27 protein-coding genes are annotated in these 23562 nt (G+C 69.2%); 15 read left to right on the top strand and 12 right to left on the bottom strand.

The window, feature by feature from the left end; all coding sequences use genetic code 11:
• Nucleotides 1-62: 62 nt before the first annotated feature.
• The 3 genes from FVP77_RS02745 to FVP77_RS02735 all read left to right on the top strand — a co-directional run bounded on the left by FVP77_RS02745 (nucleotide 63) and on the right by FVP77_RS02735 (nucleotide 2461).
• Nucleotides 63-1199: a class I SAM-dependent methyltransferase gene (locus tag FVP77_RS02745; protein WP_147893142.1), complete on the top strand. Its 1137-nt coding sequence runs from the start codon at nucleotides 63-65 to the stop codon at nucleotides 1197-1199.
• 85 nt (nucleotides 1200-1284) lie between these two features.
• On the top strand, nucleotides 1285-1674 hold the full coding sequence (locus FVP77_RS02740; protein WP_147893141.1) for a VOC family protein: 390 nt from the start codon (nucleotides 1285-1287) through the stop codon (nucleotides 1672-1674).
• Nucleotides 1675-1720: 46 nt separating this feature from the next.
• A complete protein-coding gene (locus tag FVP77_RS02735; protein WP_246133949.1) occupies nucleotides 1721-2461 on the top strand; it encodes an EI24 domain-containing protein in 741 nt (246 codons plus the stop codon).
• A gap of 52 nt (nucleotides 2462-2513) precedes the next feature.
• Here the strand turns inward: FVP77_RS02735 and nhaA are convergent, their stop codons facing one another.
• The gene (gene nhaA, locus FVP77_RS02730) at nucleotides 2514-4373 is read right to left on the bottom strand and encodes a Na+/H+ antiporter NhaA (protein ID WP_246133948.1); all 1860 of its coding nucleotides are present in this window, start codon (nucleotides 4371-4373) and stop codon (nucleotides 2514-2516) included.
• A 122-nt stretch (nucleotides 4374-4495) separates the two neighbouring features.
• On the opposite strand from nhaA, the gene FVP77_RS16700 reads away from it, so the two are divergent.
• On the top strand, nucleotides 4496-4660 hold the full coding sequence (locus tag FVP77_RS16700; protein WP_187266788.1) for a hypothetical protein: 165 nt from the start codon (nucleotides 4496-4498) through the stop codon (nucleotides 4658-4660).
• Nucleotides 4657-6318, top strand: a complete 1662-nt coding sequence (locus FVP77_RS02725; protein ID WP_147893139.1) for an alpha-keto acid decarboxylase family protein — start codon at nucleotides 4657-4659, stop codon at nucleotides 6316-6318. Before FVP77_RS16700 ends, FVP77_RS02725 begins: the two co-directional genes overlap by 4 nt.
• A 7-nt stretch (nucleotides 6319-6325) precedes the next feature.
• Here the strand turns inward: FVP77_RS02725 and FVP77_RS02720 are convergent, their stop codons facing one another.
• Both FVP77_RS02720 and FVP77_RS02715 read right to left on the bottom strand, forming a co-directional pair.
• On the bottom strand, nucleotides 6326-6727 hold the full coding sequence (locus FVP77_RS02720; RefSeq protein WP_147893138.1) for a PIN domain-containing protein: 402 nt from the start codon (nucleotides 6725-6727) through the stop codon (nucleotides 6326-6328).
• A gap of 135 nt (nucleotides 6728-6862) precedes the next feature.
• Nucleotides 6863-7321, bottom strand: a complete 459-nt coding sequence (locus FVP77_RS02715; RefSeq protein WP_147893137.1) for a DUF3817 domain-containing protein — start codon at nucleotides 7319-7321, stop codon at nucleotides 6863-6865.
• A gap of 264 nt (nucleotides 7322-7585) precedes the next feature.
• On the opposite strand from FVP77_RS02715, the gene FVP77_RS02710 reads away from it, so the two are divergent.
• Entirely contained in the window at nucleotides 7586-7840 is a 255-nt protein-coding gene (locus tag FVP77_RS02710; protein ID WP_147893136.1) for a DUF4287 domain-containing protein, read from the top strand.
• Here the strand turns inward: FVP77_RS02710 and FVP77_RS02705 are convergent.
• On the bottom strand, nucleotides 7810-8139 hold the full coding sequence (locus FVP77_RS02705) for a hypothetical protein (protein WP_147893135.1): 330 nt from the start codon (nucleotides 8137-8139) through the stop codon (nucleotides 7810-7812). The genes FVP77_RS02710 and FVP77_RS02705 overlap by 31 nt on opposite strands.
• A 103-nt stretch (nucleotides 8140-8242) precedes the next feature.
• Between FVP77_RS02705 and FVP77_RS02700 the strand changes: the two genes are divergently transcribed.
• Nucleotides 8243-8455 carry a hypothetical protein gene (locus tag FVP77_RS02700; protein ID WP_147893134.1) on the top strand — a complete coding sequence of 71 codons (213 nt, stop codon included), beginning with the start codon at nucleotides 8243-8245 and terminating at the stop codon, nucleotides 8453-8455.
• A gap of 29 nt (nucleotides 8456-8484) precedes the next feature.
• Here FVP77_RS02700 and hxlA read toward each other — a convergent pair whose 3' ends face one another.
• Both hxlA and hxlB read right to left on the bottom strand, forming a co-directional pair.
• A complete protein-coding gene (hxlA, locus tag FVP77_RS02695; RefSeq protein ID WP_147893133.1) occupies nucleotides 8485-9108 on the bottom strand; it encodes a 3-hexulose-6-phosphate synthase in 624 nt (207 codons plus the stop codon).
• Between the two features lie 39 nt (nucleotides 9109-9147).
• Nucleotides 9148-9732, bottom strand: coding sequence for a 6-phospho-3-hexuloisomerase (hxlB, locus tag FVP77_RS02690; RefSeq protein WP_147893132.1), 585 nt, complete (start codon nucleotides 9730-9732; stop codon nucleotides 9148-9150).
• A 98-nt stretch (nucleotides 9733-9830) separates the two neighbouring features.
• On the opposite strand from hxlB, the gene FVP77_RS02685 reads away from it, so the two are divergent.
• Entirely contained in the window at nucleotides 9831-10691 is an 861-nt protein-coding gene (locus FVP77_RS02685) for a helix-turn-helix transcriptional regulator (protein ID WP_147893131.1), read from the top strand.
• 84 nt (nucleotides 10692-10775) lie between these two features.
• Here the strand turns inward: FVP77_RS02685 and nrdF are convergent, their stop codons facing one another.
• Genes nrdF through nrdH form a run of 4 tightly spaced genes read right to left on the bottom strand, consistent with a single transcriptional unit; the run spans nucleotide 10776 to nucleotide 14643 of the window.
• The gene (nrdF, locus tag FVP77_RS02680) at nucleotides 10776-11753 is read right to left on the bottom strand and encodes a class 1b ribonucleoside-diphosphate reductase subunit beta (RefSeq protein WP_147893130.1); all 978 of its coding nucleotides are present in this window, start codon (nucleotides 11751-11753) and stop codon (nucleotides 10776-10778) included.
• Nucleotides 11754-11795: 42 nt separating this feature from the next.
• Nucleotides 11796-13952 (bottom strand): class 1b ribonucleoside-diphosphate reductase subunit alpha, encoded by a 2157-nt coding sequence (nrdE, locus tag FVP77_RS02675; protein ID WP_147893129.1) that lies wholly within the window; start codon nucleotides 13950-13952, stop codon nucleotides 11796-11798.
• Nucleotides 13934-14407: a class Ib ribonucleoside-diphosphate reductase assembly flavoprotein NrdI gene (gene nrdI / locus FVP77_RS02670; RefSeq protein ID WP_147893128.1), complete on the bottom strand. Its 474-nt coding sequence runs from the start codon at nucleotides 14405-14407 to the stop codon at nucleotides 13934-13936. The genes nrdE and nrdI overlap by 19 nt, the downstream gene beginning before the upstream one ends.
• Nucleotides 14408-14409: 2 nt before the next feature.
• Nucleotides 14410-14643 carry a glutaredoxin-like protein NrdH gene (gene nrdH, locus FVP77_RS02665; protein ID WP_116647527.1) on the bottom strand — a complete coding sequence of 78 codons (234 nt, stop codon included), beginning with the start codon at nucleotides 14641-14643 and terminating at the stop codon, nucleotides 14410-14412.
• A gap of 386 nt (nucleotides 14644-15029) precedes the next feature.
• Between nrdH and FVP77_RS02660 the strand changes: the two genes are divergently transcribed.
• Nucleotides 15030-16235: an MFS transporter gene (locus FVP77_RS02660; protein ID WP_147893127.1), complete on the top strand. Its 1206-nt coding sequence runs from the start codon at nucleotides 15030-15032 to the stop codon at nucleotides 16233-16235.
• Nucleotides 16236-16322: 87 nt separating this feature from the next.
• Entirely contained in the window at nucleotides 16323-17204 is an 882-nt protein-coding gene (locus tag FVP77_RS02655; protein WP_147893126.1) for an intradiol ring-cleavage dioxygenase, read from the top strand.
• A 1-nt stretch (nucleotide 17205) separates the two neighbouring features.
• Here FVP77_RS02655 and FVP77_RS02650 read toward each other — a convergent pair whose 3' ends face one another.
• The gene (locus tag FVP77_RS02650) at nucleotides 17206-17610 is read right to left on the bottom strand and encodes a pilus assembly protein CpaE (protein ID WP_147893125.1); all 405 of its coding nucleotides are present in this window, start codon (nucleotides 17608-17610) and stop codon (nucleotides 17206-17208) included.
• 152 nt (nucleotides 17611-17762) lie between these two features.
• Between FVP77_RS02650 and FVP77_RS02645 the strand changes: the two genes are divergently transcribed.
• The 4 genes from FVP77_RS02645 (at nucleotide 17763) to FVP77_RS02630 (ending at nucleotide 21142) form a co-directional block, all read left to right on the top strand.
• On the top strand, nucleotides 17763-18956 hold the full coding sequence (locus FVP77_RS02645) for an acyl-CoA dehydrogenase family protein (protein ID WP_147893124.1): 1194 nt from the start codon (nucleotides 17763-17765) through the stop codon (nucleotides 18954-18956).
• 67 nt (nucleotides 18957-19023) lie between these two features.
• Nucleotides 19024-20307 carry a DUF445 domain-containing protein gene (locus FVP77_RS02640; protein ID WP_147893123.1) on the top strand — a complete coding sequence of 428 codons (1284 nt, stop codon included), beginning with the start codon at nucleotides 19024-19026 and terminating at the stop codon, nucleotides 20305-20307.
• A gap of 5 nt (nucleotides 20308-20312) precedes the next feature.
• Complete coding sequence (locus tag FVP77_RS02635; protein ID WP_147893122.1) at nucleotides 20313-20678, top strand: gamma-glutamylcyclotransferase family protein; 366 nt, start codon at nucleotides 20313-20315, stop codon at nucleotides 20676-20678.
• Nucleotides 20675-21142 (top strand): SixA phosphatase family protein, encoded by a 468-nt coding sequence (locus tag FVP77_RS02630; RefSeq protein WP_147893121.1) that lies wholly within the window; start codon nucleotides 20675-20677, stop codon nucleotides 21140-21142. The genes FVP77_RS02635 and FVP77_RS02630 overlap by 4 nt, the downstream gene beginning before the upstream one ends.
• A gap of 16 nt (nucleotides 21143-21158) precedes the next feature.
• Here the strand turns inward: FVP77_RS02630 and FVP77_RS02625 are convergent, their stop codons facing one another.
• Nucleotides 21159-22166: a LacI family DNA-binding transcriptional regulator gene (locus FVP77_RS02625; protein WP_147893120.1), complete on the bottom strand. Its 1008-nt coding sequence runs from the start codon at nucleotides 22164-22166 to the stop codon at nucleotides 21159-21161.
• 151 nt (nucleotides 22167-22317) lie between these two features.
• On the opposite strand from FVP77_RS02625, the gene FVP77_RS02620 reads away from it, so the two are divergent.
• Complete coding sequence (locus FVP77_RS02620) at nucleotides 22318-23556, top strand: sugar ABC transporter substrate-binding protein (protein WP_147893119.1); 1239 nt, start codon at nucleotides 22318-22320, stop codon at nucleotides 23554-23556.
• Nucleotides 23557-23562: the final 6 nt, after the last annotated feature.

Genomic DNA, 23562 nt, shown 5'->3' with positions numbered 1-23562 from the left:
TCAGGCTATTCCCGGCCCCGCACGATGCGTCATCCGCCGGCGGGCCGACTACCGTGGCGAGGATGACCTTCCCCTTCGACACCCTCCGCCGCTGGCCCGACGTCGAGGCGCCCGAGCTCGTCGCGGCGGATGCTGCCGACCGCCTCCTCCTCGACGAGTCGACCGGCGCGCGGACGGCCCTCGACGAGGGCTCGCTCGTCGTCATCGGCGACACCTACGGCGCCCTCACGCTCGCCTCCGCCGCCGAGGGGGCGCGCGGCATCCGCGTCCACCAGGACCCGCTCACCGGTGAACGCGCCCTCGCCGCGAACGCCGAGCGGCTCTCGGTCGACGACGACGCCTTCTCGTCGCTGCCGTTCGACGCCGACCTCGTGCGCGACGCCGAGGTCGTGCTGCTTCGGCTGCCGAGGTCGCTAGACGAGCTCGACGACGTCGCCGCGCTGATCGCGCGCCACGCCTCCCGCGGTGTCACGGTCTTCGCGGGTGGCCGCATCAAGCACATGACCGTGGCGATGAACGACGTGCTGCGTCGCCACTTCGACACGGTCGACGTCACCCACGCCCGCCAGAAGTCCCGCGTGCTCGTCGCGCGCGGTCCGAAGCAAGGGCACGATCCCGAACCCCGGCGCGCCACCCACGACGGGCTCGTCGTGTGCGCCTACGGCGGGGTGTTCGCGGGCACCTCCGTCGACATCGGCACGCGGTTCCTGCTCGACAACCTCTCCGGTCGGGTGGCGGGCGGGGGCACGGCCGACGACCCGGTGGTCGACATGGCGTGCGGCACGGGCGTCGTCGCCGCGACGTTCGCCCGACAGGGTCTGCACGCCTACGCCTCCGACCAGTCGGCCGCCGCTGTCGCGTCGGCCCGCGCGACCGCCGCGGCGAACGGGGTGAGCGAGCTCGTGCGCGTCGAACGCGATGACCTGCTCTCGCTGCTCGACGACGCGAGCGTGTCGTTCATCGCCCTGAACCCGCCCTTCCACGTAGGCGCGGCCGTCTACGAGGGGGTCGCCGCGCGGCTCTTCGCCGACGCCGCCCGCGTGCTCCGCCCGGGCGGAGAGCTGTGGACGGTGTGGAACTCCGCCCTCCTCTACCGCCCGACCCTCGAGCGGGTCGTCGGGCCCACGCGGCAGGTCGCCCGCAACAGCAAGTTCACCGTGATGGCCTCGGTGCGCAGCGCCTCCGCCTACGACCGCTGACGTCGCAGGACGGCCTCGCCCCGCCCTCTGGATCATGTCCGCACCCCCTCGTACGCTGAGCGCATCGAGAGGAAGGCGCACCGTCATGGAGTGGAAGATCGAGCTCATCTTCGTCCCCGTCACCGACGTCGACCGGGCGAAGGAGTTCTACGTCCGCATCGGATTCGTCGCAGACCACGATCAGCAGGTCGATGACGACCTGCGCTTCGTGCAGCTCACCCCGCCGGGGTCGGCGTGCTCCATCGCCATCGGCACCGGGCTGGGCTCGAAAGTCGAGCCCGGCACCCTCGACGTGATCCAGATCGTGGTGGCCGATGCCGACGAAGCGCTCGCGCACCTGCGGTCGGTGGGCGTCGAGGCCGAGGGTGTCGACGAGCTGGCGTGGGGCCGGTTCGTCACCTTCCGCGACCCCGACGGCAATTCCTGGGCGCTGCAAGAGCTCCCCGATTACGCCGCGCAGTCCGCCCACGCCTGAGTCCTCCGCATCCGAGCGCCGGTATCGGGCGCCCTAGGCTGGCGACATGAAGCAGTTCGGCGCGGGCGTGCGCATGCTCGCGCGCGGATTCGGCTGGTGGCGGCATCGTCCGGGAGTGATGGCCGCCGGACTCGTCCCCGCCCTCATCGTGGGTCTCGTCCTGCTGGCGGGCGTGATCACCCTCGCCGTCTTCCTCCCCGACATCGCGACCGCCGTCACCCCCTTCGCCGACGGATGGCCCGAGATCTGGGTCGCCGTCGTCCGCTTCGCCGCGGGGGCGGCGACCCTCGGTGCCGCGCTGGTGATCGCCGTCGTGTCGTTCACCGCCCTGACGCTGCTGATCGGCGAGCCCTTCTACGACCGCATCTGGCGGTCGGTCGAGGAGGAGCTCGGCGAGGTGCCCGACGTGCGCTACGGCTTCGCGCGCGCCCTCGGAGACACCGTGTCGCTCATCGCACGCGGCATCGGCGTGGCGCTGCTGACCGCGCTCCTCGGCCTCGTGCCCGTCGTCGGCGGCGCGGCGGGCGCGGTGCTCGGCGTCGTGCTCACCGGCTGGCTGCTGACCGACGAGCTCACCTCGCGCGCGCTCACCGCTCGCGGTGTCGACCGCGCGCAGCGCCGCCGCCTGCTCCGCTCGCGGCGCGGCCAGGCGCTCGGGTTCGGCGTCGCCACCCAGCTCTGCTTCCTCGTGCCGCTCGGGGCGGTGGCCGTCATGCCCGCCGCCGTGGCCGGGTCGACGATGCTGGCGACCTCGCTGCTCGCCGACGCGCCCCGCCCCACCCGCTGAGAGTCCAAGACACCCGGGCGGGCGTGCCGCAGCATCCGGGTGTCGTGGACTCTCAGATGGCGGGGGTCTTCGCGGCCATCGGCGCGCTGTTCTCCAGCCCGCGGATCAGGCTCGCCGAGTCGTAGGGACCCACGTGCCGCCGGCCGTTGAGGAAGAACGTCGGCGTCGTGTTGAGATCCATGATCTCGGCGTCGAGCCGGTCGTCCTGGATGTGGTGGGCGACCTTCGGCGAGACGAAGTCGTCGGCGAAGCGGTCGGGGTCGAGCCCGAGCATCTCCGCGTAGCGGAACAGGTCGTCGCGCTCGAGGTTCTTCTGGTGCGCGAAGAGCTTGCCCGCCATCTCGAAGAAGCGCCCCTGCATCGCCGCGGCCTCCGCGGCCTGGGCCGCCTCCTGCGCGTGCGGATGCGGCTGGTCGAGCGGGAGGTGGCGCCACACCCAGCGGATGTCGTCGCCGAAGCGCTCGCGCACCGCATCCACCGATCCGGTCGCACGACTGCAGAACGGGCACTCGAAATCGCCGTACTCGACGATCTCGTACGGGGCGTCCATCGAGCCCTTGATGTGGTCGCGTTGCGGGTCGACCGGGCGCGCGAGCTTGAAGCCGACCGGGTGCGGCGGGCTGATCCGGTCGCCGACCGTGAGGATCGCCCACCCCAGGAAGAACGCGATGACGGATGCGGCGAGCACGGCGACGCGCGCGAGGTCCTGCGTGTGCGGATCGCTGATGGCGATCGGCACGAGGAAGAGCGAGATCGTGAAGCCGATCCCCGAGAGCGCGGCGCCACCGGCGACGCGGTGGAGGCTGAGGCCGGGCGCGAGCTGGCCGCGGCCGACGACGCCCACCAGCCAGGTGGCGACGGTGATGCCGATGAACTTTCCGAGCACGAGACCGGCGACGATGCCCCACGCGACGGGCGAGACGAGCGCGTCGCGGAGGGTGTCGCCGTCGATGTGCACGCCGGCGTTGGCGAGGGCGAAGACGGGCAGGATGCCGAAGGAGACGTAGGGGCGCAGGCCCGTGTCGATGCGTTCGTTGATCGAGATCGATTCGCGGAGGCTGCGCGTGACCGCCGCCGCGTAGGCGGGGTTGGGCGATTCGCGGAACGCCTGGGTGAGTTCGACCGACCGCTCGACGTCGTTGCGCCGCGGTGGGAAGACGGGGATGAGCAGCGCCACCGCGACCCCGGCGAGCGTGGGGTGCACGCCGGCGAGGTACACGACGACGAAGAGCGCCGCCCCCAGCACGCCGTAGGCGAAGCCGCGCCCGACCGGCAGGAACCGCACGAGGGCGATGAGCACCATCAGCACGAGGGCGATCACGAAGGGCACGGGGTTCAGGCCGCTGTTATAGAAGAGCCCGATGACCAGCAGTGCCCCGATGTCGTCGACGACGGCGAGGGTGAGCAGGAACGTGCGCAGTCGCGAGGAGAACTTCGGCCCGATGAGCGCGAGGGCACCGAGGAGGAAGGCGGTGTCGGTGGAGATCACCACACCCCACGCGTCGAACTCGCCGTCGGCGAGGTTGAAGAGGAGGAAGATCCCGGCGGGGAGGATGAGTCCGGCCACGGCCGCTGCGATCGGCACCACCGCACGCGACCGGTCGGTGAGCTCGCCGACGGTGAGCTCGCGTTTGACCTCCAGACCGACGAGGAAGAAGAACAGCGTCATGAAACCCTCGTTGACGAGGGCGTGGAGGCTGAACGTCCACGAGGCGTCGCCGAACGAGGCGCCCAGCGGCAGGTCCCAGAACTGGTGGTAGGTCTCGCCCGGCAGGTTCGCCCACACCATGGCGATCGCGACGCCGACCAGCATCAGCGTCGCCGACAGCCGGTCGCCGCCGCGGATCTTCTTCTTCTGCGGAGCCGGCGCGGGGCGCGGTGCCCCGGTCGGAATGAGCGGGAACGTCGTCACGCTACCCATCCTGGCCCTCGGAGGTGTCGATCGGGTCACCGGATCGTGACGAGGATGCGTCACCCCGCCGGCTTCGGCGAGAGCCCGGCGCAAGGTAGCCTGGCCTGAGGAGGCAACCACACATGTACATCATCGCTCTGATCCTGTTGCTCGGCGGAATCTTCCTGATCGGCATCTCGTTCTCGATCGTGCCGATCCAGGCGCTGGTGTTCATCGTCGGCATCCTCTGCGTCGCGGGGTCTCTGGCGGTTCCCTTCCACTTCAGCGGCAGCGCGTCGCACCGATGACGTACACCGTCGCCGATCACCTCCTCGATCGGTTGGCGGAAGCGGGTGTGAGACACCTGTTCGGCGTCCCCGGCGATTTCACCCTCGCTTTCCTCGATCACGTCGAGGCGCACCCGAGCATCGAATGGGTCGGCTGCGCGAACGAACTGGGCGCCGGCTACGCGGCCGACGGGTACGCCCGTCTGGGCGGTCTCGGCGCCCTGAGCACCACCTTCGGCGTCGGTGAGCTGTCGGCCATCGGGGCGGTCGCGGGCAGCTATGCAGAGCACGTTCCGGTGCTCCACGTCGTCGGAGCACCGACGACGGCCGTCCAGGCCGCGGGCCGTGCGACCCACCACACGCTCGGCGACGGCGACTTCGGCCACTTCGCACGCATGACGGCCGAGGTGACGGCGGCGCAGGCCGTGCTTTCGGCCGAAACGGCCACCGAAGAGATCGACCGCGTGATCACGGCGGTGCTCGAGCGACGCCTCCCGGGATACCTCGTGATCCCCGCCGACGTCGGCGAGCACCCGGCTTCGCCTCCCGCGGCGCCGCTGCCGCAGCATCCGGGAGTCACCGACCCCGCCGTCCTCGCCCGGTTCCGCGCCGAGGTCGCCCAGCGCGTCGCCGCGGCCTCGACCGTCTCGGCTCTCGCCGACATCCTCGTCGCACGTCTCGACGTCGAGGCTCAGCTGCACCGGGTGCTCGACGAGGGCATCCCCCACGCGACGCTGCTGTGGGGTCGCCGCGTCGTCGACGAGTCGGCTCCCGCCTACCTCGGGTCCTACGTCGGCGCCGCCAGCTCACCGGCGGTGCGCGAGGGCATCGAGCAGGCCGACCTGCTGATCATGGCGGGGGTGCAGTTCACCGACCTCACGAGCGGCTTCTTCTCGCAGCACCTCGATGCGTCGCGCACCGTCGAGATCCGAGGAGAGCACGCGCGGATCGGCGACGACGACTTCCGGCCCCTGGCGATGGGCGATGCGCTCGACGCCGTCGCCGAGGTGCTCGCCGCGACCGGCGGCCGCTTCCGCGCGGACGCGGCGGTCGCCGCATCCCACCCCGACACCAGCGGGGCGAACGAGGGGGCGCTGTCGCAGACGGCCCTGTGGCGCGAGGTCACCGCGTTCCTCCGCGACGGCGACACGGTGCTGGCCGACCAGGGCACGTCGTTCTACGGCATGGCGGGCCACCGCCTGCCGCACGGCGTGGTCTTCGGCGGGCAACCGCTGTGGGCCGCGATCGGCTTCACCCTCCCCGCCCTCCTGGGCGCAGCTCTCGCGCGCCCCGAACGCCGCCCCGTGCTGCTCATCGGCGACGGAGCCGCCCAGCTGACGATCGCCGAACTGGGCACGCTGCTGCGGCACCGCATCCCCGCGGTCATCGTCGTCGTCGACAACGACGGGTACACCGTCGAGCGGGTCATCCACGGCCTGCACGAGGAGTACAACGACATCGCCCGCTGGGACTGGACCGCGCTTCTCGCCGCGCTCGACCCGACGGGGACCGCGGTCGGAGTGAAGGCGTCGACGGTCGCGGAGCTGACCACCGCCCTGACCGCCGCGCGAGACGCCTCAGGGCTCACCCTCATCCAGGCCGTCGTGCCGTCGGACGACGTGCCCCCGGTGCTCCGCGACGTCGCGGCCGCGGCCGCGTCGGCCAACGCGCGGCACTGACCCGGGGTCAGGGCTCGACGAGCTCTGAGAACGGCGCCACCCTGAGACGAGCGGATGCTGCGGCCACGAGCACCGGATCGTCACTGACGAGCGCGTCGGCCTGGAGGACGGCGACCGCGAGATACTCCGCGGCGGGGGTGTCGTCCCAGCCCAGTTCGTCGGCGAGCCTCCAGGCGGTGGCGCGGGAGACCCGATCGCCGAGCAGTCGGATCTTCAGGCCGGCGAGCTCGTCGAGCTGTCGCCGTCCCCCGCTCTCGTCGAGGACTCCGTTGCGCACGTCCCGGTAGAGCAAGGAGAGTGCGTGAGAGCGCAGCACGCTCGGAGCGACGAGCGAACGCGCTGCGGGCACGCCGATCTCCTCGCGGATGAGGCGCAGCGCGACGGGAGCATCGATCGCGAACCGCGTCATGCGCCCATCGTGCCCCCGCATCGGCCAACGCGGCACTGAACCCGCCGACTGTGCGCACGGGGGTCGGAGAATCTGCGCTTCGTCCGAGGATCGGGCCGCAAGGCTCCGACGGCGGCGCAATTCTCCGACGAACGATCAACGACCGGGCGGGCCGACCACCAGCAGCACGACGTACGCCGCCACAACCAGGACCACGAGCAGGCCGACGAAGAGCCACGCGCGGCGCAGTAAGAAGCGCAACGCGCGGTCGATCGGCCGCCGGTCGCGCGGGTCGTCGGTCTCCTCGAGCCGCCAGGCGCCGGCGAGGCGGCCCGTGCGACTGAGCCACATCTCGGTCGGCAGCGTCGCGTAGGGGATGACTGCGCTGGCGACCGCGAGCGCCCCGACCCCGATGCTCCACCGCTGGTGCACGGCGACGATGATCGCGGTGGCGCCGTACGCGAGGAAGACGAATCCGTGGATACCCCCGCCGATCGTGACGGCGAGGGGCCAGTCGAACACGGCGCGGAGGATGAGACCCCCGATCAGGAGCGTCCACGAGATCATCTCGGCGATCGCGAGGGTGCGGAAAAGGGTCAGCGGCGTGCGGAACACGTCTCTCCTCGGTCGGGTCGGCGAGCTTCCAGCCTATGAAAACCCGCGGACGACTCAGGACGATCCGCCCACCGTCGAGAGATCAGCGTCGGCGGGCGACCGAGATCCCGAGAAGCATCAGGAGGCTGAAGATGCCGGCGACGAGGAACGCGAAACCGACGAGGTCGAACAGCTCCGGGTCCATGCGCTCAGCCTAGGGTGATGCGCAATGCGCGGGAAGAGCGGATGCTGCGCGCCACCGCGCGCCCGCTCTACGCTGTGCGCATGAGCAGCCGCCACGTGAGCGCCCCCGTCATCCCCCCCGGTGACAAGCCGAAGGGACCGGCGTCGTACATCCCGAGCATCGAGAAGACCTACGGCACCCCGATCCAGGAGTGGCTCGATCTCATCGTCGAGCAGCTCGACACGGGTAAGCCCCACATGGAGGTCGTCACCTGGTTGAAGACGGAGCACGGCCTCGGCCACGGACACGCCAACGCCCTGGTGGCCTACGTGCGCGCGGAGCTCGCGAAGTCCTGATCCTGCGCTCCGACCCGGCGGTTGTGCAGCCCGATGATGACGAACATGGGCACGAACATCACCAGCGCGACGAGCACAGCCGACCCGATCGGTCCGAAGAGAGTCGAGGTCCAGATCACACCCCACACGGTGAGTCCGGCCCCGAGCGAACGGCCAGCGAGCGACCACGCCGTATTCCGGGGCGGATTCGTCCACCAGGGCATCCTGATGCCCCGATTGGCTCGCGATGCGACGAGGAAAGACGCGGTGTAGAGCACGGCGCCCGCGATCGCGCAGAGCATTCCCCAGCCGACGTCCATGCCTCCAGCGCATCACGATCATCACGGGGTGTCAACCAATCGCGCTTCTGATGAGGCGCTGTGCGATCAGCCCACGGGAGAGCGCGAGGCGCACAATGGGGTCATGGGACTGTTCGCATCGAAACCGGAAGACCCGACCGAGTGGGCGGGCCTGCCCTCGGAACCGGTGGGTCCGCTCAACGACACCGAACGCCTGGCCGATCCCCCGGTCGCCGATGGCCTACTCGGTGAGACGCCGGCGGGCACGGCCTGGGTCACCATCCCGGTCGTGCCCACCGTCAGCGAAGATCCGGCTGGGGACGCACCGACCCCCTGAGGGATCTCGACGCCCGATCTCGTCGCTCGTCAGTTGATGGCGGCACGCAGTTCTGCAGCCGCGGCCCCGACGTCGGCTGCGCCGTAGATCGCACCACCGGCTACAGCCACCTGTGCACCCGACGCCTGCACCGCGGCGATGGTCGACGCGTTGATGCCACCGGCGACGGAGAAGGGAACGCCCGAGGCGCGACCGTCGTCGAGGAGAGTGGAGAACGTGAAGCCCTCCTCGGCCTGCTCGTCGAGACCCGCGTGCATCTCGACGAACTCCACGCCGAGGGCGACGACCTCTTTCGCGCGTGCCGGCTTGTCCGCGACCCCGATGAGGTCGACGACGATGCCCTTGTTGTGCTTCTTCGCGGCCTTCACCGCACCGGCGATGGTGCTGTCGCCGGCGGAGCCGAGAACCGTGACCAGGTCGGCACCCGCAGCGAAGGCGATATCGGCCTCGAGCTCACCGGCATCCATGGTCTTCAAGTCGGCGAAGACGATCTTGTCGGGGTGGGCCGCCTTGATGGCGGTGACCGCCGAGAGCCCGGCGCTCTTGATGAGCGGGGTGCCGAGTTCCAGGATGTCGACGTGGGGCGCAGCCTGAGCGGCGAGCTCGAGGGCTGCCTCGGTGGTGAGCGTGTCCATGGCGAACTGCAGTTTCATCGTGTCTCTTTCATGTCGTACCGGTGGGAGGAGTCGGGTCTATTCGATGTTCGCGTGGCGGGGCCAGAGCTCGTCGGCGCTCTTGCCGGAGCGACGCCAGAGCACGTCGAAGAGGGCATCGCCGAGCAGTACGACGAGCTGCTCGAACAGGCTCCCCGCATACTGGGCCGAGGACAGGCCGGTGCGGTCGAGCTTCTGCGCGGCCGGCACGACGACGACGGCGCGCGAGAGGGCGGCCAGGGGCGAATCGCCGTCGGTGGTGAGGGCTCCGACCTCGGCGCCGGCTTCGACGGCCATTTCCGCCGCCCGCACGACCCCGGCCGTCGTGCCCGACCCGCTCGCGGTGAGCAGCACGTCGCCGGCACCCAGCGCCGGTGTCGTGACATCGCCCACGACGTGAACGATGAGACCGAGATGCATCAGCCGCATCGCGGTCATCCGCAACGCCAGGCCGGAGCGTCCCGCGCCGAGCACGAACACGCGGTCAGCGCCCGCGACGAGGGCCGCGAGGTCGCCGAGCGACCCTCCTGGGGGATCCGCTGACACCATGCGCTCGAGGACGCCGCTCGTCTCTGCCCGCACCATCGCCACAGAGGCCTCGTACGCAGCATCCGAATCGGTCATGACTCCATGCTGCGAGGTCACGGCGCCCGCGCATACGACGCGTTCGGACGGTCTCACCTACCCGGAAGAGTAGTGCTCGACTTCCGTATAGTCGGCTCATGGACTCCACCCCCGGGCCTCACACGGCGAGCGACGCGATCCCTTCGCTCGCCGTGCGCCAGGCACAGATCGAGCACGCGCGCAATATGGCCGAGCAGGCCGACCGTCACGCCGTCACGCTCGAGTCGATCCTGGCCATCCTGCGCGCGGATCGCCTGGACGACAGGGCCGCGCGCACTCTCGCGATCGACGTGGCCGCGAGCGCCCTCGTGGGCATCCGCATGGAAACCGACGAACGGCGAGACACGCGGCTCGAACCCGTGGTGGGGGCTTTCGCACGGCTGCGCAACGACCTGCGCCCCCTGGTGAGGCACGGAGACCTCGACGTGCAGTTCGTCGAACCACCGATGACGGGGCGAGCCCTTCCCGGAGAGGTCGCCCACGCCGCCCGCGCCATCGTGCGCAGTGCCGTGCTCGCGTTCGTCGACGCCGGCGAGGCGCGCCGCGTTCGCATCCAGTGGGATTGCGACGGGCTGAACCTCCTCATCAGCGTCCGTGACGACGGGCGCGGGGAGCTGACCGCGCACGACGACTCGCTGCGTCCGATCTCCGAACGCGTCATCGCTCTCGACGGAGACGTGCGCGTGTCGTCGACGGCGGGATGGGGATCGACCCTCGACATCCGCCTCCCGCTCGACCCACCCGCGATGCCCGACCTGCTGCCTGACTCGATGCCCGTCTCTGCCCGGGAACGCGACGTTCTGCGCCTCCTCGTCACCGGGGCCCGCAATCGTTCGATCGCGGAGCAGCTCGACATCAGCGAGAACACGGTGAAGTTCCACGTCTCGAACCTTCTGCGAAAGGCCGGCGCCGTGTCTCGCGCCGAGCTGATCCTGCTCGCCAAACGAGACGAGCAGTGATGTCCCCTCGAGTGACGTTAGGCCCATGCCCCGAAACGAAGAGGGGCGGATGCCGCAGCATCCGCCCCTTCGTGACTGACCGGGTCAGAAGTCCCAGTCGTCGTCTTCCGTCGCCTCGGCCTTGCCGATGACGTACGACGAGCCGGAGCCCGAGAAGAAGTCGTGGTTCTCGTCGGCGTTCGGCGAGAGGGCCGACAGGATCGACGGGTTCACGTTCGTCACGGCCGCCGGGAACATCGCCTCGTAGCCCAGGTTCATCAGGGCCTTGTTGGCGTTGTAGTGCAGGAACTTCTTGACGTCTTCGGTGAGACCGACGGCGTCGTAGAGGTCTTGCGTGTACTGGATCTCGTTGTCGTAGAGCTCGTAGAGCAACGAGAACGTGTAGTCCTTGATGTCGTCGCGCTCGGCCTGCGTGACCTTCTCGAGGCCCTTCTGGAACTTGTACCCGATGTAGTACCCGTGCACTGCCTCATCGCGGATGATGAGGCGGATGATATCGGCCGTGTTCGTCAGCTTCGCCTTCGACGACCAGTGCATCGGCAGGTAGAAGCCGGAGTAGAACAGGAACGACTCGAGCAGGGTCGAGGCGACCTTGCGCTTGAGGGGCGAGTCGCCGCGGTAGTACTCCATGACGATCTGAGCCTTCTTCTGAAGGTTCGGATTCTCGACCGACCAGCGGAACGCCTCGTCGATCTCGGTCGTCGAGCACAGCGTCGAGAAGATCGACGAGTAGCTCTTGGCGTGCACCGACTCCATGAACGCGATGTTCGTGTAGACGGCCTCCTCGTGCGGGGTGATCGCATCGGGGATGAGCGAGACGGCGCCGACCGTGCCCTGGATCGTATCGAGCAGGGTCAGACCGGTGAACACGCGCATCGTCAGCGTCTGCTCGTCGGGGGTGAGCGTGTTCCACGACTGGATGTCGTTCGACAGCGGCACCTTCTCGGGCAGCCAGAAGTTGTTCACGAGGCGGTTCCACACCTCGAGGTCCTTGTCGTCCTGGATGCGGTTCCAGTTGATGGCCTCGACGTGCGAGAGCAGCTTTAGCGGTTCGGGTGTCATGTCAGTCCTTGTCGGTTCCTGAGCCTGTCGAAGGACGCGGCACTAGAGGGTGCAGCTGACGCACATGTCGAGCTCGGTGCCCTCGAGCGCCATCTGACGCAGGCGGATGTAGTAGATCGTCTTGATGCCCTTGCGCCACGCGTAGATCTGCGCCTTGTTGATGTCGCGCGTGGTGGCGGTGTCTTTGAAGAACAGCGTGAGCGACAGGCCCTGGTCGACGTGCTGCGTCGCCGCGGCGTAGGTGTCGATGACCTTCTCGTAGCCGATCTCGTAGGCGTCCTGGTAGTACTCCAGGTTCTCGTTCGTCATGAACGGCGCCGGGTAGTAGACGCGACCGAGCTTGCCTTCCTTGCGGATCTCGACCTTGGCCGCGATGGGGTGGATCGAGCTCGTGGAGTTGTTGATGTACGAGATCGAACCGGTCGGCGGCACGGCCTGCAGGTTCTGGTTGTAGATGCCGTGCTTCTGGATGGAAGCCTTGAGCTCTGCCCAGTCGCCCTGCGTCGGGATGTGGTGGCCGGCGAACATCTCCTTGACCTTGTCGGTCTGCGGCACCCACTCCTGCTCGAGGTACTTGTCGAAGAAGGTGCCCGACGCGTAGGTCGAGTCTTCGAAGCCCTCGAACGCCTGCTTGCGCTCGATCGCGATGCGGTTCGACGCCTGCAGGGCGTGGAAGAGCACCGTGTAGAAGTAGATGTTCGTGAAGTCGATGCCCTCTTCAGACCCGTAGTGCACGTGCTCGCGCGCCAGGTAGCCGTGGAGGTTCATCTGACCGAGACCGATCGCGTGGGTGCGGTCGTTGCCGTCTTCGATCGAGCGCACCGAGCGGATGTGGCTCTGGTCGCTGACCGCGGTGAGGGCACGGATGCTGGTGTCGACCGTCAGCCCCAGGTTGCCGCCGTCCATCGCCAGGGCGATATTGAGCGAGCCCAGGTTGCAGGAGATGTCCTTGCCGATCTGGTCGTACGACAGGTCTTCGTTGTAGGTCGTCGGGGTGTTGACCTGCAGGATCTCCGAGCACAGGTTCGACATGTTGATGCGGCCCTTGATCGGGTTCGCCTTGTTCACCGTGTCTTCGAACATGATGTACGGGTAGCCCGACTCGAACTGGATCTCGGCGAGGGTCTGGAAGAACTCGCGCGCATTGATCTTCGTCTTCTTGATGCGGGCGTCGTCGACCATCTCGCGGTACTTCTCGGAGACCGAGATGTCGCCGAACGGCACTCCGTAGACCTTCTCGACGTCGTACGGCGAGAAGAGGTACATGTCTTCGCCGTTCTTGGCGAGCTCGAACGTGATGTCGGGCACGACGACGCCGAGCGACAGCGTCTTGATGCGGATCTTCTCGTCGGCGTTCTCGCGCTTGGTGTCGAGGAACCGCATGATGTCGGGGTGGTGCGCGTTGAGGTACACCGCGCCCGCGCCCTGACGCGCGCCGAGCTGGTTGGCGTAGCTGAAGCTGTCTTCGAGCAGCTTCATCACGGGGATGATGCCGCTGGACTGGTTCTCGATCTGCTTGATCGGGGCGCCGGCCTCACGGATGTTCGACAGCAGCAGGGCGACGCCGCCGCCGCGCTTGGACAGCTGGAGAGCGGAGTTGATGCCGCGCGAGATCGACTCCATGTTGTCTTCGATGCGCAGCAGGAAGCAGGAGACGAGCTCGCCGCGCTGCGCCTTGCCCGTGTTGAGGAACGTCGGGGTGGCGGGCTGGAAGCGGCCGGAGAGGATCTCGTCGACGATCTGCATCGCGAGCTTCTCGTCGCCGTCGGCGAGGCCGAGACCGGTCATGACGACGCGGTCTTCGAAGCGCTCGAGGTAGCGCTTTCCGTCGAACGTCTTCAGCGTGTAGCTGGTGTAGTACTTGAACGCGCCGAGGAACGACTCGAAGCGGAACTTCTTGCCGTAGGCGAAGTCGTTGAGCTTCTGGATGAACTCGAGCGAGTACTTCTCGATGACCGCCGGCTCGTAGTACTCCTTCTCGACGAGGTAGTCGAGGCGCTCCTTCAGCGAGTGGAAGAAGACGGTGTTCTGGTTGACGTGCTGCAGGAAGTACTCCCGCGCCGCGCGCTTGTCGGCGTCGAACTGGATCTTCCCGTCCGCGTCGTACAGGTTGAGCATCGCGTTGAGGGCGTGGTAGTCCATGCCCTCGAAACGCGCCTGGGTCTTGAAATCGAGATCCTTCAGAGCCGTTTCCACCATCGTTCCAATCCTTCGTTGACGTGGTCGACGTCTTCCGGCGTGCCGAACACCTCCACCCGATACAGGTGCGGCACGGAGCACTTCCGGCTGATGACGTCACCGGCGAACCCGAAGTGCTCGCCGAAATTCGTGTTGCCCGCGGAGATGACTCCGCGGATCTGACTGCGGTTGCCCGGATCGTTCAAGAACCGGATGACCTGCTTGGGAACGGCACCCTTCTCGACCCCGCGGCCCTGGCCCCCGCCATAGGTCGGGGTCACGAGCACGTACGGTTCGTCGACGTGAAGGGGTGGTTCGGAGGGGAGAAGAGGAATCCGCGCCGCGCGCGCTCCCAGTTTCTCGATGAAACGTGCGGTGTTGCCCGACACGCTCGAGAAGAACACCAGGAGCGGCGCAGCGGCGTTCGATTCAGTGCTGGACGACTCGGCCGCACTGAGCTCAGTGGCGACCGTCATCGTCAGACGAGTCGCGAGGCGAGTGCGTCGATCTTGTCGGGACGGAAGCCCGACCAGTGGTCTTCGTCGGTGATGACGACGGGAGCCTGGAGGTAGCCGAGCGCCTTGACCTGCTCGAGCGCTCCGGCGTCCTGAGAGAGGTCGAGGACCTCGTATTCGATGCCCTTCGAGTCCAGCGCTCGGTACGTCGCCGTGCACTGTACGCACGAGGGCTTGGTGTAAACCGTGATAGCCATCAGAACCGTTTCTCCCCTCACAACCTTGGTTTTCCCGGTGGACCGCCGCCGGGACCTCAATACTACATATGGGTGCCGACATCGGAAGCCACCACAAGGGGTAGTAGTTACATTCGTGTAGTTTTCCACCGCCCTCCCCATGTACAACACAGGTTGTCCACCGTTTCATCCACAGGCGCGACCACCGAACGCAACCTGAAAAACGCCTGAACGACGGGCTTTTCGGGAGGGGCTGCAGCATCCCTCCACAGGCGAGACGATACGACGACCCACCGACATCGGCAGACCTGTGGAAACCGACGTGACGGCGTGTCGCGAACCGACGCCTCCGGCACCCCCACGACGGGTCCCGCGAACCCGCGCGGAGTCGGTACCGTAGAGCGGTCATGGCTGGCTACGGAGATCTTCTGCGCACCCGAGGGGTGGCGCGCATCATGGCGGCCCAGCTCACGGCCCGCTTCCCCAACGGCATGACCAGCCTGGCGGTGCTCCTGCACATCGAGCACGTCACGGGGTCGTACGGCGCCGCCGGCCTCGTCCTCGCCGCCACGTCGATCGGCCAGGCCGTGGCCGGCCCCGTCACCAGCCGGTGGATGGGGCGGTGGGGCATGCGCCGCGTGCTCACGCTCACCCTCATCGTCTGCGCTGCGGCTATCGCGGCCCTCGCCCTGCTCGACCTGCCCGTGCCCGGATACATGGCCCTCGGGCTCCTCGCCGGCCTCGCGACCCCGCCGGTCCAGTCGGCGGTGCGCACCATCTACCCCAAGATGGTGACCTCGAAGCAGCTGACGCCCCTGTTCTCGCTCGACGCCTCGCTGCAGGAGATCATCTGGATCGTCGCGCCGGTGGTCATCACGTTCGTGGCCACGCAGGTCGGCACCGTGCAGGCCCTCCTGCTCATCGTCGTCATCCTCATCGGCGGTGGGGCGTGGTTCATCCTCTCCCCCGAGGTCGGGCGGGTGCGCATCCCCCGCAGCCGCCGCGGGTTCGGCCGCGTGCTCGCCAAGCCGCCCGTGATCCTCGCCACCGTGTCGGGCTTCCTCCTCATCGGGGCGTGCTCGGCCGTGGAGGCCGGGGTCGTCGCGACGTTCGGACACGGCGGTGCGGAGGCCGGGATCGTGCTGGCGATCTTCTCGATCGGCAGCCTCACCGGCGGTCTGAGCTTCGGGCACATCCCGATGGGCCCCTGGGCGATGGCCCGCCGCCTCGCGATCGTCGCCGGGGGCCTGGCGCTCACCATGATCTCGCTCGACATGTGGTGGCTCGGCGGCACGCTCTTCGTCGCGGGCATCGGCATCGCCCCCGCGCTCGCGGTCATCTTCGCCATCACCTCGGCGAGCGTGCGTTTCAGCGAGACGGCCGAGGCCTACGGGTGGGTGGGCACCGGGCAGCTCATCGGCGCGGCCGCGGGTTCGGCCGTCGCCGGTTTCCTCATCGACGCGGGCGGCCCGAGCGGCGCCTACGTCGCGGCGACCGCGTTCGCCGTGGCCGGCGTCGCCGTGGCCGCGGTGTTCGTGCGCGGCTTCCCCGACCTGCGCGGGCGGGACGCCAGCCCCGCCCCCGACACCGAGCCGGTGCGAACGATCACCTGACGCGGCGCATAGTCTCCGCATAGCGGCCGCATAGTGCGGTCGTCTTGGCTCTCCTCATCGCACCCGCTGCCCGACCGAGGAGACACCATGACCGACCCGCGCTGGACCGACGACAACGGCGACGAGATCGACGAGGACCACCGCGGTCTCGTCTACGACGTGCAGACTCTCATCCACCGGCGTCGCGCCCTCGGCATCTTCGGAGGGGTCGCCCTGACGTCGCTGCTGGCGGCGTGCGGCGTCGCGACCAAGACGGCGGATGCGACGACCACTCCGTCGGCGGCAGCCACGGCGACGGCCACTCCCACGGCGAGCGCCAGCGCCACGGCCGCCGCGTCCGGCCCCGTCGACGAGGTGCCCGACGAGACCGGCGGGCCGTACCCGGCCGACGGCTCGAACGGCGTGAACGTGCTCGATGACTCCGGGATCGTCCGCAGCGACATCCGTTCGTCCTTCGGCTCGTCCACCACCACGGCCGAGGGCATCCCGCTGACCATCGCCCTCACGGTGCGCGACGCCTCGACCGGAGCCGCACTCGTCGGCCGAGGCGTCTACCTCTGGCACTGCGACCGCGACGGCAACTACTCCCTCTACAGCAACGGGATCGAGAACGAGAACTACCTGCGCGGCGTGCAGGAGACCGACGCGAACGGCACGGTCACCTTCACCTCCATCTACCCCGCGTGCTACTCGGGCCGGTGGCCGCACATCCACTTCGAGGTCTACGACGACGTCGCCACGGCCGTCGCGACGGGGCCGATCGTGAAGACCTCGCAGATCGCCCTCCCCCAGGAGACCAACGACGTCGTCTACGCCACGACCGGCTACGAGCAGAGCGTGCGCAATCAGGCGCAGACCTCCCTCGCCCGCGACAACGTCTTCGGCGACGACGGCGGCATCCACCAGATCGCGTCGATGGCGGGATCGGTCTCGGCCGGCTACACCGCCTCGCTCACGATCGGCGTGTGACTCAGGCGATGCGGCGCAGGTGCTCGAGCACGGCGAGCGCGTAGGCGTCGGAGGGCTCCGGATGCTGGAAGCTCAGCACGTCGGCACCGATCGCGGCTTCCACCTCGTAGGTGTCGGTGAGCCGGCGCAGCATCCGGAATCCTCCGCGCAGCATCTCGCGGAGCTGCTCCTCGGTCGGGAGCCACAGGGCGTCCTGCAGCGCGACGGAGTCGAGCGCCCACTCGGTCGTGCCGTTGAAGGCGAGGATCGTGCCGGTCGAATACGCGCGCGGCTCGATCGTCATCTCGCTGACGGTGAACACGTCGGCGTCGAATTCGGGGTCGTTCAACTGGAAGCGATCGCCTGACTGCGGGCGCCAGACGAGACCGGCGTCGCGCAGCGCCGTGGCCGACTCGGAGGAGATCATGCCTCCAGTCTGCGGCCCCTCGGGGTCGGCGGCCGGAAACGGGCGACGAACGGAGGAGATCTCACCGCGGGAGTATCGATCTCTCCCGACCTGCCCTCCGCTCGTGAGATGTCCTCCTCCGGTGACGGACGCACGGGCGCCGGTCTCGCCGGATGCTGCGCGATCGGGCGGACAATGGAACGGTGACCGACACGTTCGACCCCGCCCGGATCCTGCCCGACGACCTGCTGGAGCGGATCCGCGAGCGCGCGGTGGTGCACGACCGGGAGAACACCTTCCCCGAGGCCGACCTCCGCGAGCTCCGAGAGGCCGGCTACCTCTCCATGCTCGTGCCCGAAGACCGCGGTGGACTCGGGCTCGGACTCGTCGAAGCATCCGTCCTGCAGCAGCGGCTCGCGACCGCCGCGCCCGCCACCGCGCTGGCGATCAACATGCATCTGGTCTGGACCGGCGTCGCGAAGGTACTGCGTGACCGGGGCATCGACGATCTCGCCTTCGTGCAGGACGGGGCGGCGGCCGGCGAGGTCTTCGCCTTCGGCATCAGCGAGGCCGGCAACGACCTGGTGCTTTTCGGGAGCGGCACGGATGCTGCGCCGACAGCCGACGGCGGATACTCCTTCACCGGCACCAAGATCTTCACCTCGCTCTCCCCCGTCTGGACGCAGCTGGGCGTGCACGGGCTCGACACCACCTCGCCCGACGCGCCGAAGATGGTCTACGCCTTCGTCGCCCGCAGCGACGCCGTGGTCACCCGCGACGACTGGGACACGCTGGGCATGCGGGGCACGCAGAGCCGCACCACCGAGCTGCGCGGGGCCGTCGCGCCCGCCGACCGCGTGGTGCGGCGCGTCGACCCCGGCCCCCAGCCCGACCCGATCGTGTTCGGCATCTTCATCGTGTTCGAGATCCTGCTGGGCTCGGTCTACACCGGCATCGCCCGTCGCGCGCTCGATCTCGCGGTCGAGGCCGCCTCCGCACGACGCTCGAAGAAGACCGGCAAGGCCTACAGCCAGGACCCCGACATCCGCTGGCGCGTCGGCGCGATGGCCCTCGAGTACGAGGCCCTCCCGCCTCAGCTGGCCGCGCTCGCCCACGACGTCGACGAGCTCGTCGATCACGGGGGCAAGTGGTTCTCGCTGCTCTCGGGCGTGAAGCACCGCGCGGTGGTGTCGGCCAAGCACGTCGTCGACGAGGCGATCCTCGTCGCGGGCGGATCGTCGTACTTCGCCTCGAACGAGCTGTCGCGCCTCTACCGCGACGTGCTGGCGGGCATGTTCCACCCCTCCGACCCCGAGTCGGCCCACGGCACCGCGGCGAGCGCGTGGCTCGGACCGATCGAGGCGTAGGAACGGACATTCCTCCGCGCCGCGGCAAGCCCGGCTTCGCAGGCCGGTCGCGTGCGAGGATCGGGGCATGTCCCCCACCCCCGTGGCCCTGCTGACTCCAGCCGACCTCGAACGGCGGCGCGGCCTGCGTCAGATGAAGGGCGTCGCGCTCGGCGCACTCGTCTTCATGGCGGTGCTGTTCGTCGTCGCGTACCTGTTCCAGGAGCGCTACCCCTGGCTGCAGTGGGTGCGCGCGGCGGCCGAGGGAGGCATGGTCGGCGCCCTGGCCGACTGGTTCGCGGTGACGGCGCTGTTCCGCCGGCCGCTCGGGCTACCCATCCCCCACACCGCGATCATCCCGAGGCGCAAAGACGAGATCGGCCGCACCCTCGGCGAGTTCGTCGAGACGAACTTCCTGTCCGGCCCCGTCGTCCGCGCCCGCTTGGAGGGCACCCCGCTCGCCGCCCGCTTCGGCGGGTGGCTCCGTCAGCGCGCCAATGCCGAGCGCGTGGCGACCGAGGGCGCATCGGTCGCCACGGCGGTGCTCGGAGCCCTCAGCGACGACGACGTGAGCGAGCTCATCGGCGACCTCGCCCGCGAGCACCTCATCGCCCCCGACTGGGGGCCCTCGCTCGGCGGCTGGCTCGAGAAGGTCACCGAGTCGGGCGCGCATCACGGGGCGGTCGACCTCGCGGCCGAGAACATCGTCAACTGGCTGAACGACAACCCGCAGGCCTTCGACGGCGTCGTCTCGCGACGGCTTCCCTCGTGGGTGCCGAGCATGGTCGTGCGGCTCATCGACGACACGCTCTACCGCGAGGCGGTGTCGTTCGTCTCCGCCGTGCGCGCCGACCAGGACCACCCCGCCCGTCACGCCATCGACGCCTACCTCGCTCGTCTGGCAGACAACCTCCAGCACGATCCCGCCACCATCGGGCGCCTCGAAGACGCGAAGGTCTCGGTCTTCGACAGCCCCCGCGTGCGGGGCCTCGCCTCCGAGGCCTGGGAGACCGCGAAGACCGGGCTGCTCTCCGCGCTCGCCGATCCGCAGAGCGGCCTGCGCGTGCGGGCAGCCGACGCGCTGGTCGACATCGGCGAACGGCTCGAGACGGATGCGGCGCTGCAGGCCCGCGTCGACGGGTGGGTCATCGACGCCGCGGTCTTCGTCGTCGAGCGCTACCGCCACGACATCGCCTCGATCATCACCGACACCGTGCAGCGGTGGGACCCGGCCGAGACCACCGAGAAGATCGAGCTCATGGTCGGACGAGACCTGCAGTACATCCGCCTGAACGGCACGATCGTCGGGGCGCTCGCGGGTGCCGCGATCTTCACGCTCGCCCACGTCGTGCTGGGCGGGGCGGTAGCGTGATCTCCGTGGCCGAAGCATCCGCCGATCAGGCGCTTTTCACATACGGAACCCTGCAGCTCCCCGAAGTGCAGCTCGACACGTTCGGGCGCCTCGTCGAGGGCGAGGACGACGTGCTCCCCGGTTACACCACCGTCGACGTCGACGTCGACGACCCGCGCGTCGTGAAGCTCTCGGGGTCGGCCGTGCACTCGGTGCTGCGCCGCACGGGCAGTGCCCGCGACAAGGTCGTGGGCACCGTGCTGTGGGTCACCGAAGACGAGCTCGATGCCGCCGACGAGTACGAGGTCGCCGTGTACCGCCGGGTCGAGGTCACCCTCGCCAGCGGTCGCACCGCGTGGGTCTACGCCGCTGCGGCGGGGGTCGGCGCATGATCCAGCTCGCAGTGGTCCGTCACGCCAAGGCCGAGCACGGCGGGTTCGAGCTCGTCGACCACGAGCGACGGTTGAGCCCGCAGGGTCTGCGCGACGCCGCCGCCGCGGCCGCGCGCGTTCTGCGATCGGGAGTGAGGTCGGAGGTCGTGCTCTCGAGCACCGCGGCCCGAGCGACGGCGACGGCGGCCGCGTTCGCCGAGGCCTTCGGCACGACGGTCGTCGAGGACGCCGACCTGTACGCCGCCCCCGCCGACCGCATCCTCGCCATCGCCCGCGCCCACGGGGCCGCCGAACTCACGGTCGTCTCGCACGACCCGGGTGTCAGCGAGCTGGTGAGCGAGCTGTCGGGTCGAGAGGTCGGGATGACCACCGGCGCGGTGGGGCTGTTCACCTGGAACGACGGCGACTGGAACGACGTCGGCATCGTGCCGCCCGACGAGTTCACGCTGCTGACGCCCGGCTGAGGCCGCGAGAACAGGCTCAGCGGGTCACGAGGCGCGGCTCGACGAGCACGTGTGCCGAGCCGGATGCTGCGGGCCTCGGCGCGACGATGCTGCCGGTCTCGCCCATCAGCAGCTCCAGAGCGCCCGCCGCGACCTTCTCGGGCAGCTGCTCCACGCTGGAGAGGCCGAGCGCCTCGACGGCGGGGGTGTTGTCGAACCCCACGACGAGCAGGTCGGGTCGCCCTGCCGCCGTCGCCGCGAGGTGTGCGCCGATCGCGAGGGAGTCGCTGGCGCAGACGATCGCGTCGACCGGATCGTCGGCGAGCGCCGCACCGACGACCGCGCGCGCGGCGTCGACCCGCTCCTCGCTGACCCACCGCGGGCCTGCGCCGCCGGTCGCGGCCAACGCCTCGCGCCATCCGCGTTCGCGATCGTCTCCGGTTCCCGAACCGGCCGGCCACCCGAGGAACGCGACCCTCGACCCCGCCGACTCGGCGGCGTAGGTCGTCGCGTCCCGGGTACCGGCCGCGCCGTCGACGTCGACCCAGAGATGGGCGGGCTGCGCCACGTCATCGGCACCCCAGGGTCGGCCGAACGAGACGAACGGGAGCGCGCGTTCCACCAGCCACCCGGTGCGGGGGTCGCCATGGAATGTGCCGGTGATGACGACGGCGTCGACTTCACCGCCCTCGAGGAGATCGCGCAGGCGTGCGATCTCCTCCTCGGGCGAGCGGGCCGTGTAGAGCAGCACGCGCATCGCGCGGTCTCCGGCGCGATCCGTGAGCGCGTGGACGAAGCGGTCGAGCACGACACCCGAGATCCCGCCGGCGTAGGAGTCGAGGTGGATGCCGATCGTCGAGCTGCGGCGGGTGCGCAAGCGCCGCGCGGCCATGTGCGGGCGGTAGCCGAGGCCGGCGATCGCGGCCTCGACCTTGTGGCGGGTCTCGTCGCGCACGATCTCCGGAGTGTTCAGCACGTTCGACACGGTCTGACGAGACACCCCGGCCACACGGGCCACGTCTTCGACGGTGGGCGCCTTCGCCATGGAAACCTCCGGTGGGATCGTTCAAATCGTCATCTTACGGTGACCTTCTCGAGCCTTGACATCCGCCCGGCCGCATCCGTACCTTAGACGAACCAGAGTAGTTTGATCGTTCAAACTGTCCTCACATGCCTCGTCGAAGGAGAAGAGACACATGGCACGGCACACCACCCGCGCACTCATCGGGACAGGAGCGCTGCTCACCGCGAGCGCCCTGGCCCTCACCGCCTGCGGATCGGGATTCTCCGAGCCCGCAGAATCCGGATCGGCCGCCGGCGGCGGATCCCTCAACATCCTCATCGGCTCCTCGGGCGACGCCGAGACGGCAGCCGTCCAGTCCGCCGTCGACGCATGGTCGGCGGAGTCGGGCATCGACGCGACCGTGCAGACGGCGAACGATCTCCCCCAGCAGCTCTCCCAGGGCTTCGCAGCCGGATCGCCGCCCGACCTGTTCTACCTCGCGCCCGAGGCTCTCGCCGGCTACGCCGCGAACGGCTCGATCGCCGCGTACGGTGACGGTCTCGCGAACAAGGACGACTTCTACCCGTCGCTCGTGGAGAACTTCACCCTCGACGGCCAGTTCTACTGCGCACCGAAAGACTTCTCGACCCTCGCCCTCATCATCAACTCCGACATGTGGGCGGCCGCGGGTCTCACAGACGCTGACATCCCGACGGACTGGGACGAGCTCGCCTCCGTCGCGCAGCGGCTCACCGCCGACGGCCACGTCGGTCTCGCCTTCGGAGCCGAGTACCAGCGGGTGGGCGCGTTCATGGCCCAGGCCGGCGGTGGCATGGTGGTCGACGGACAGGCCGTGGCGAACAGCTCGGAGAACGTCGAGGCGCTCACCTACCTCAAGGAGCAGCTCAATGCCGGTTCGTTCGCGTTCGCTGCCGACGTCGGCGCGGGCTGGGGCGGAGAGGCCTTCGGCACGGGCGCCGCGGCCATGACGATCGAGGGCAACTGGATCACCGGCGCCCTCACGAACGACTACCCCGACGTGAACTACACCGTCGCCGAACTCCCCGAGGGCCCCGGCGGCAAGGGCACCCTGCAGTTCACCAACTGCTGGGGCATCGCCGCCGACAGCCCCAACCAGGACTCCGCCCGCGACCTCGTCGAGTACCTGACCGGCACCGACCAGCAGCTCGCGTTCTCGGAGGCCTTCGGACCGATGCCCTCCATCCAGTCGGCCGCGGATGCGTGGACGCAGGCGAACCCCGAGCTCGAGGCGTTCCTCGCCGGTGCGGAGTACGCGCAGTTCCCGCCGAACATGGCCGGTGCCGCCGACGTCGTGAAGGATTTCAACGCACAGCTGGAGTCGCTCAAGACCGGCGACCCGCAGGCGATGCTCGACACGGCGCAGTCCAACCTCGAAGCGATCGTCGAATAGGTCGGA

Source organism: Microbacterium hatanonis (assembly GCF_008017415.1).
GTDB classification, from domain to species: domain Bacteria; phylum Actinomycetota; class Actinomycetes; order Actinomycetales; family Microbacteriaceae; genus Microbacterium; species Microbacterium hatanonis.
This window is presented reverse-complemented; position numbering and strand designations above follow the sequence as displayed.

What these genes read in the sequence shown, in the direction of transcription:
- FVP77_RS02745 (WP_147893142.1), top strand. Translation starts at nt 63, where the DNA reads ATGACCTTCCCCTTCGACACCCTCCGCCGCTGGCCCGACGTCGAGGCG.
- FVP77_RS02740 (WP_147893141.1), top strand. Translation starts at nt 1,285, where the DNA reads ATGGAGTGGAAGATCGAGCTCATCTTCGTCCCCGTCACCGACGTCGAC.
- FVP77_RS02735 (WP_246133949.1), top strand. Translation starts at nt 1,721, where the DNA reads ATGAAGCAGTTCGGCGCGGGCGTGCGCATGCTCGCGCGCGGATTCGGC.
- FVP77_RS16700 (WP_187266788.1), top strand. Translation starts at nt 4,496, where the DNA reads ATGTACATCATCGCTCTGATCCTGTTGCTCGGCGGAATCTTCCTGATC.
- FVP77_RS02725 (WP_147893139.1), top strand. Translation starts at nt 4,657, where the DNA reads ATGACGTACACCGTCGCCGATCACCTCCTCGATCGGTTGGCGGAAGCG.
- FVP77_RS02720 (WP_147893138.1), bottom strand. Translation starts at nt 6,727, where the DNA reads ATGACGCGGTTCGCGATCGATGCTCCCGTCGCGCTGCGCCTCATCCGC.
- FVP77_RS02710 (WP_147893136.1), top strand. Translation starts at nt 7,586, where the DNA reads ATGAGCAGCCGCCACGTGAGCGCCCCCGTCATCCCCCCCGGTGACAAG.
- FVP77_RS02705 (WP_147893135.1), bottom strand. Translation starts at nt 8,139, where the DNA reads ATGGACGTCGGCTGGGGAATGCTCTGCGCGATCGCGGGCGCCGTGCTC.
- FVP77_RS02700 (WP_147893134.1), top strand. Translation starts at nt 8,243, where the DNA reads ATGGGACTGTTCGCATCGAAACCGGAAGACCCGACCGAGTGGGCGGGC.
- hxlA (WP_147893133.1), bottom strand. Translation starts at nt 9,108, where the DNA reads ATGAAACTGCAGTTCGCCATGGACACGCTCACCACCGAGGCAGCCCTC.
- hxlB (WP_147893132.1), bottom strand. Translation starts at nt 9,732, where the DNA reads ATGACCGATTCGGATGCTGCGTACGAGGCCTCTGTGGCGATGGTGCGG.
- FVP77_RS02685 (WP_147893131.1), top strand. Translation starts at nt 9,831, where the DNA reads ATGGACTCCACCCCCGGGCCTCACACGGCGAGCGACGCGATCCCTTCG.
- nrdF (WP_147893130.1), bottom strand. Translation starts at nt 11,753, where the DNA reads ATGACACCCGAACCGCTAAAGCTGCTCTCGCACGTCGAGGCCATCAAC.
- nrdE (WP_147893129.1), bottom strand. Translation starts at nt 13,952, where the DNA reads ATGGTGGAAACGGCTCTGAAGGATCTCGATTTCAAGACCCAGGCGCGT.
- nrdI (WP_147893128.1), bottom strand. Translation starts at nt 14,407, where the DNA reads ATGACGGTCGCCACTGAGCTCAGTGCGGCCGAGTCGTCCAGCACTGAA.
- nrdH (WP_116647527.1), bottom strand. Translation starts at nt 14,643, where the DNA reads ATGGCTATCACGGTTTACACCAAGCCCTCGTGCGTACAGTGCACGGCG.
- FVP77_RS02660 (WP_147893127.1), top strand. Translation starts at nt 15,030, where the DNA reads ATGGCTGGCTACGGAGATCTTCTGCGCACCCGAGGGGTGGCGCGCATC.
- FVP77_RS02655 (WP_147893126.1), top strand. Translation starts at nt 16,323, where the DNA reads ATGACCGACCCGCGCTGGACCGACGACAACGGCGACGAGATCGACGAG.
- FVP77_RS02650 (WP_147893125.1), bottom strand. Translation starts at nt 17,610, where the DNA reads ATGATCTCCTCCGAGTCGGCCACGGCGCTGCGCGACGCCGGTCTCGTC.
- FVP77_RS02645 (WP_147893124.1), top strand. Translation starts at nt 17,763, where the DNA reads ATGCTGCGCGATCGGGCGGACAATGGAACGGTGACCGACACGTTCGAC.
- FVP77_RS02640 (WP_147893123.1), top strand. Translation starts at nt 19,024, where the DNA reads ATGTCCCCCACCCCCGTGGCCCTGCTGACTCCAGCCGACCTCGAACGG.
- FVP77_RS02630 (WP_147893121.1), top strand. Translation starts at nt 20,675, where the DNA reads ATGATCCAGCTCGCAGTGGTCCGTCACGCCAAGGCCGAGCACGGCGGG.
- FVP77_RS02625 (WP_147893120.1), bottom strand. Translation starts at nt 22,166, where the DNA reads ATGGCGAAGGCGCCCACCGTCGAAGACGTGGCCCGTGTGGCCGGGGTG.
- FVP77_RS02620 (WP_147893119.1), top strand. Translation starts at nt 22,318, where the DNA reads ATGGCACGGCACACCACCCGCGCACTCATCGGGACAGGAGCGCTGCTC.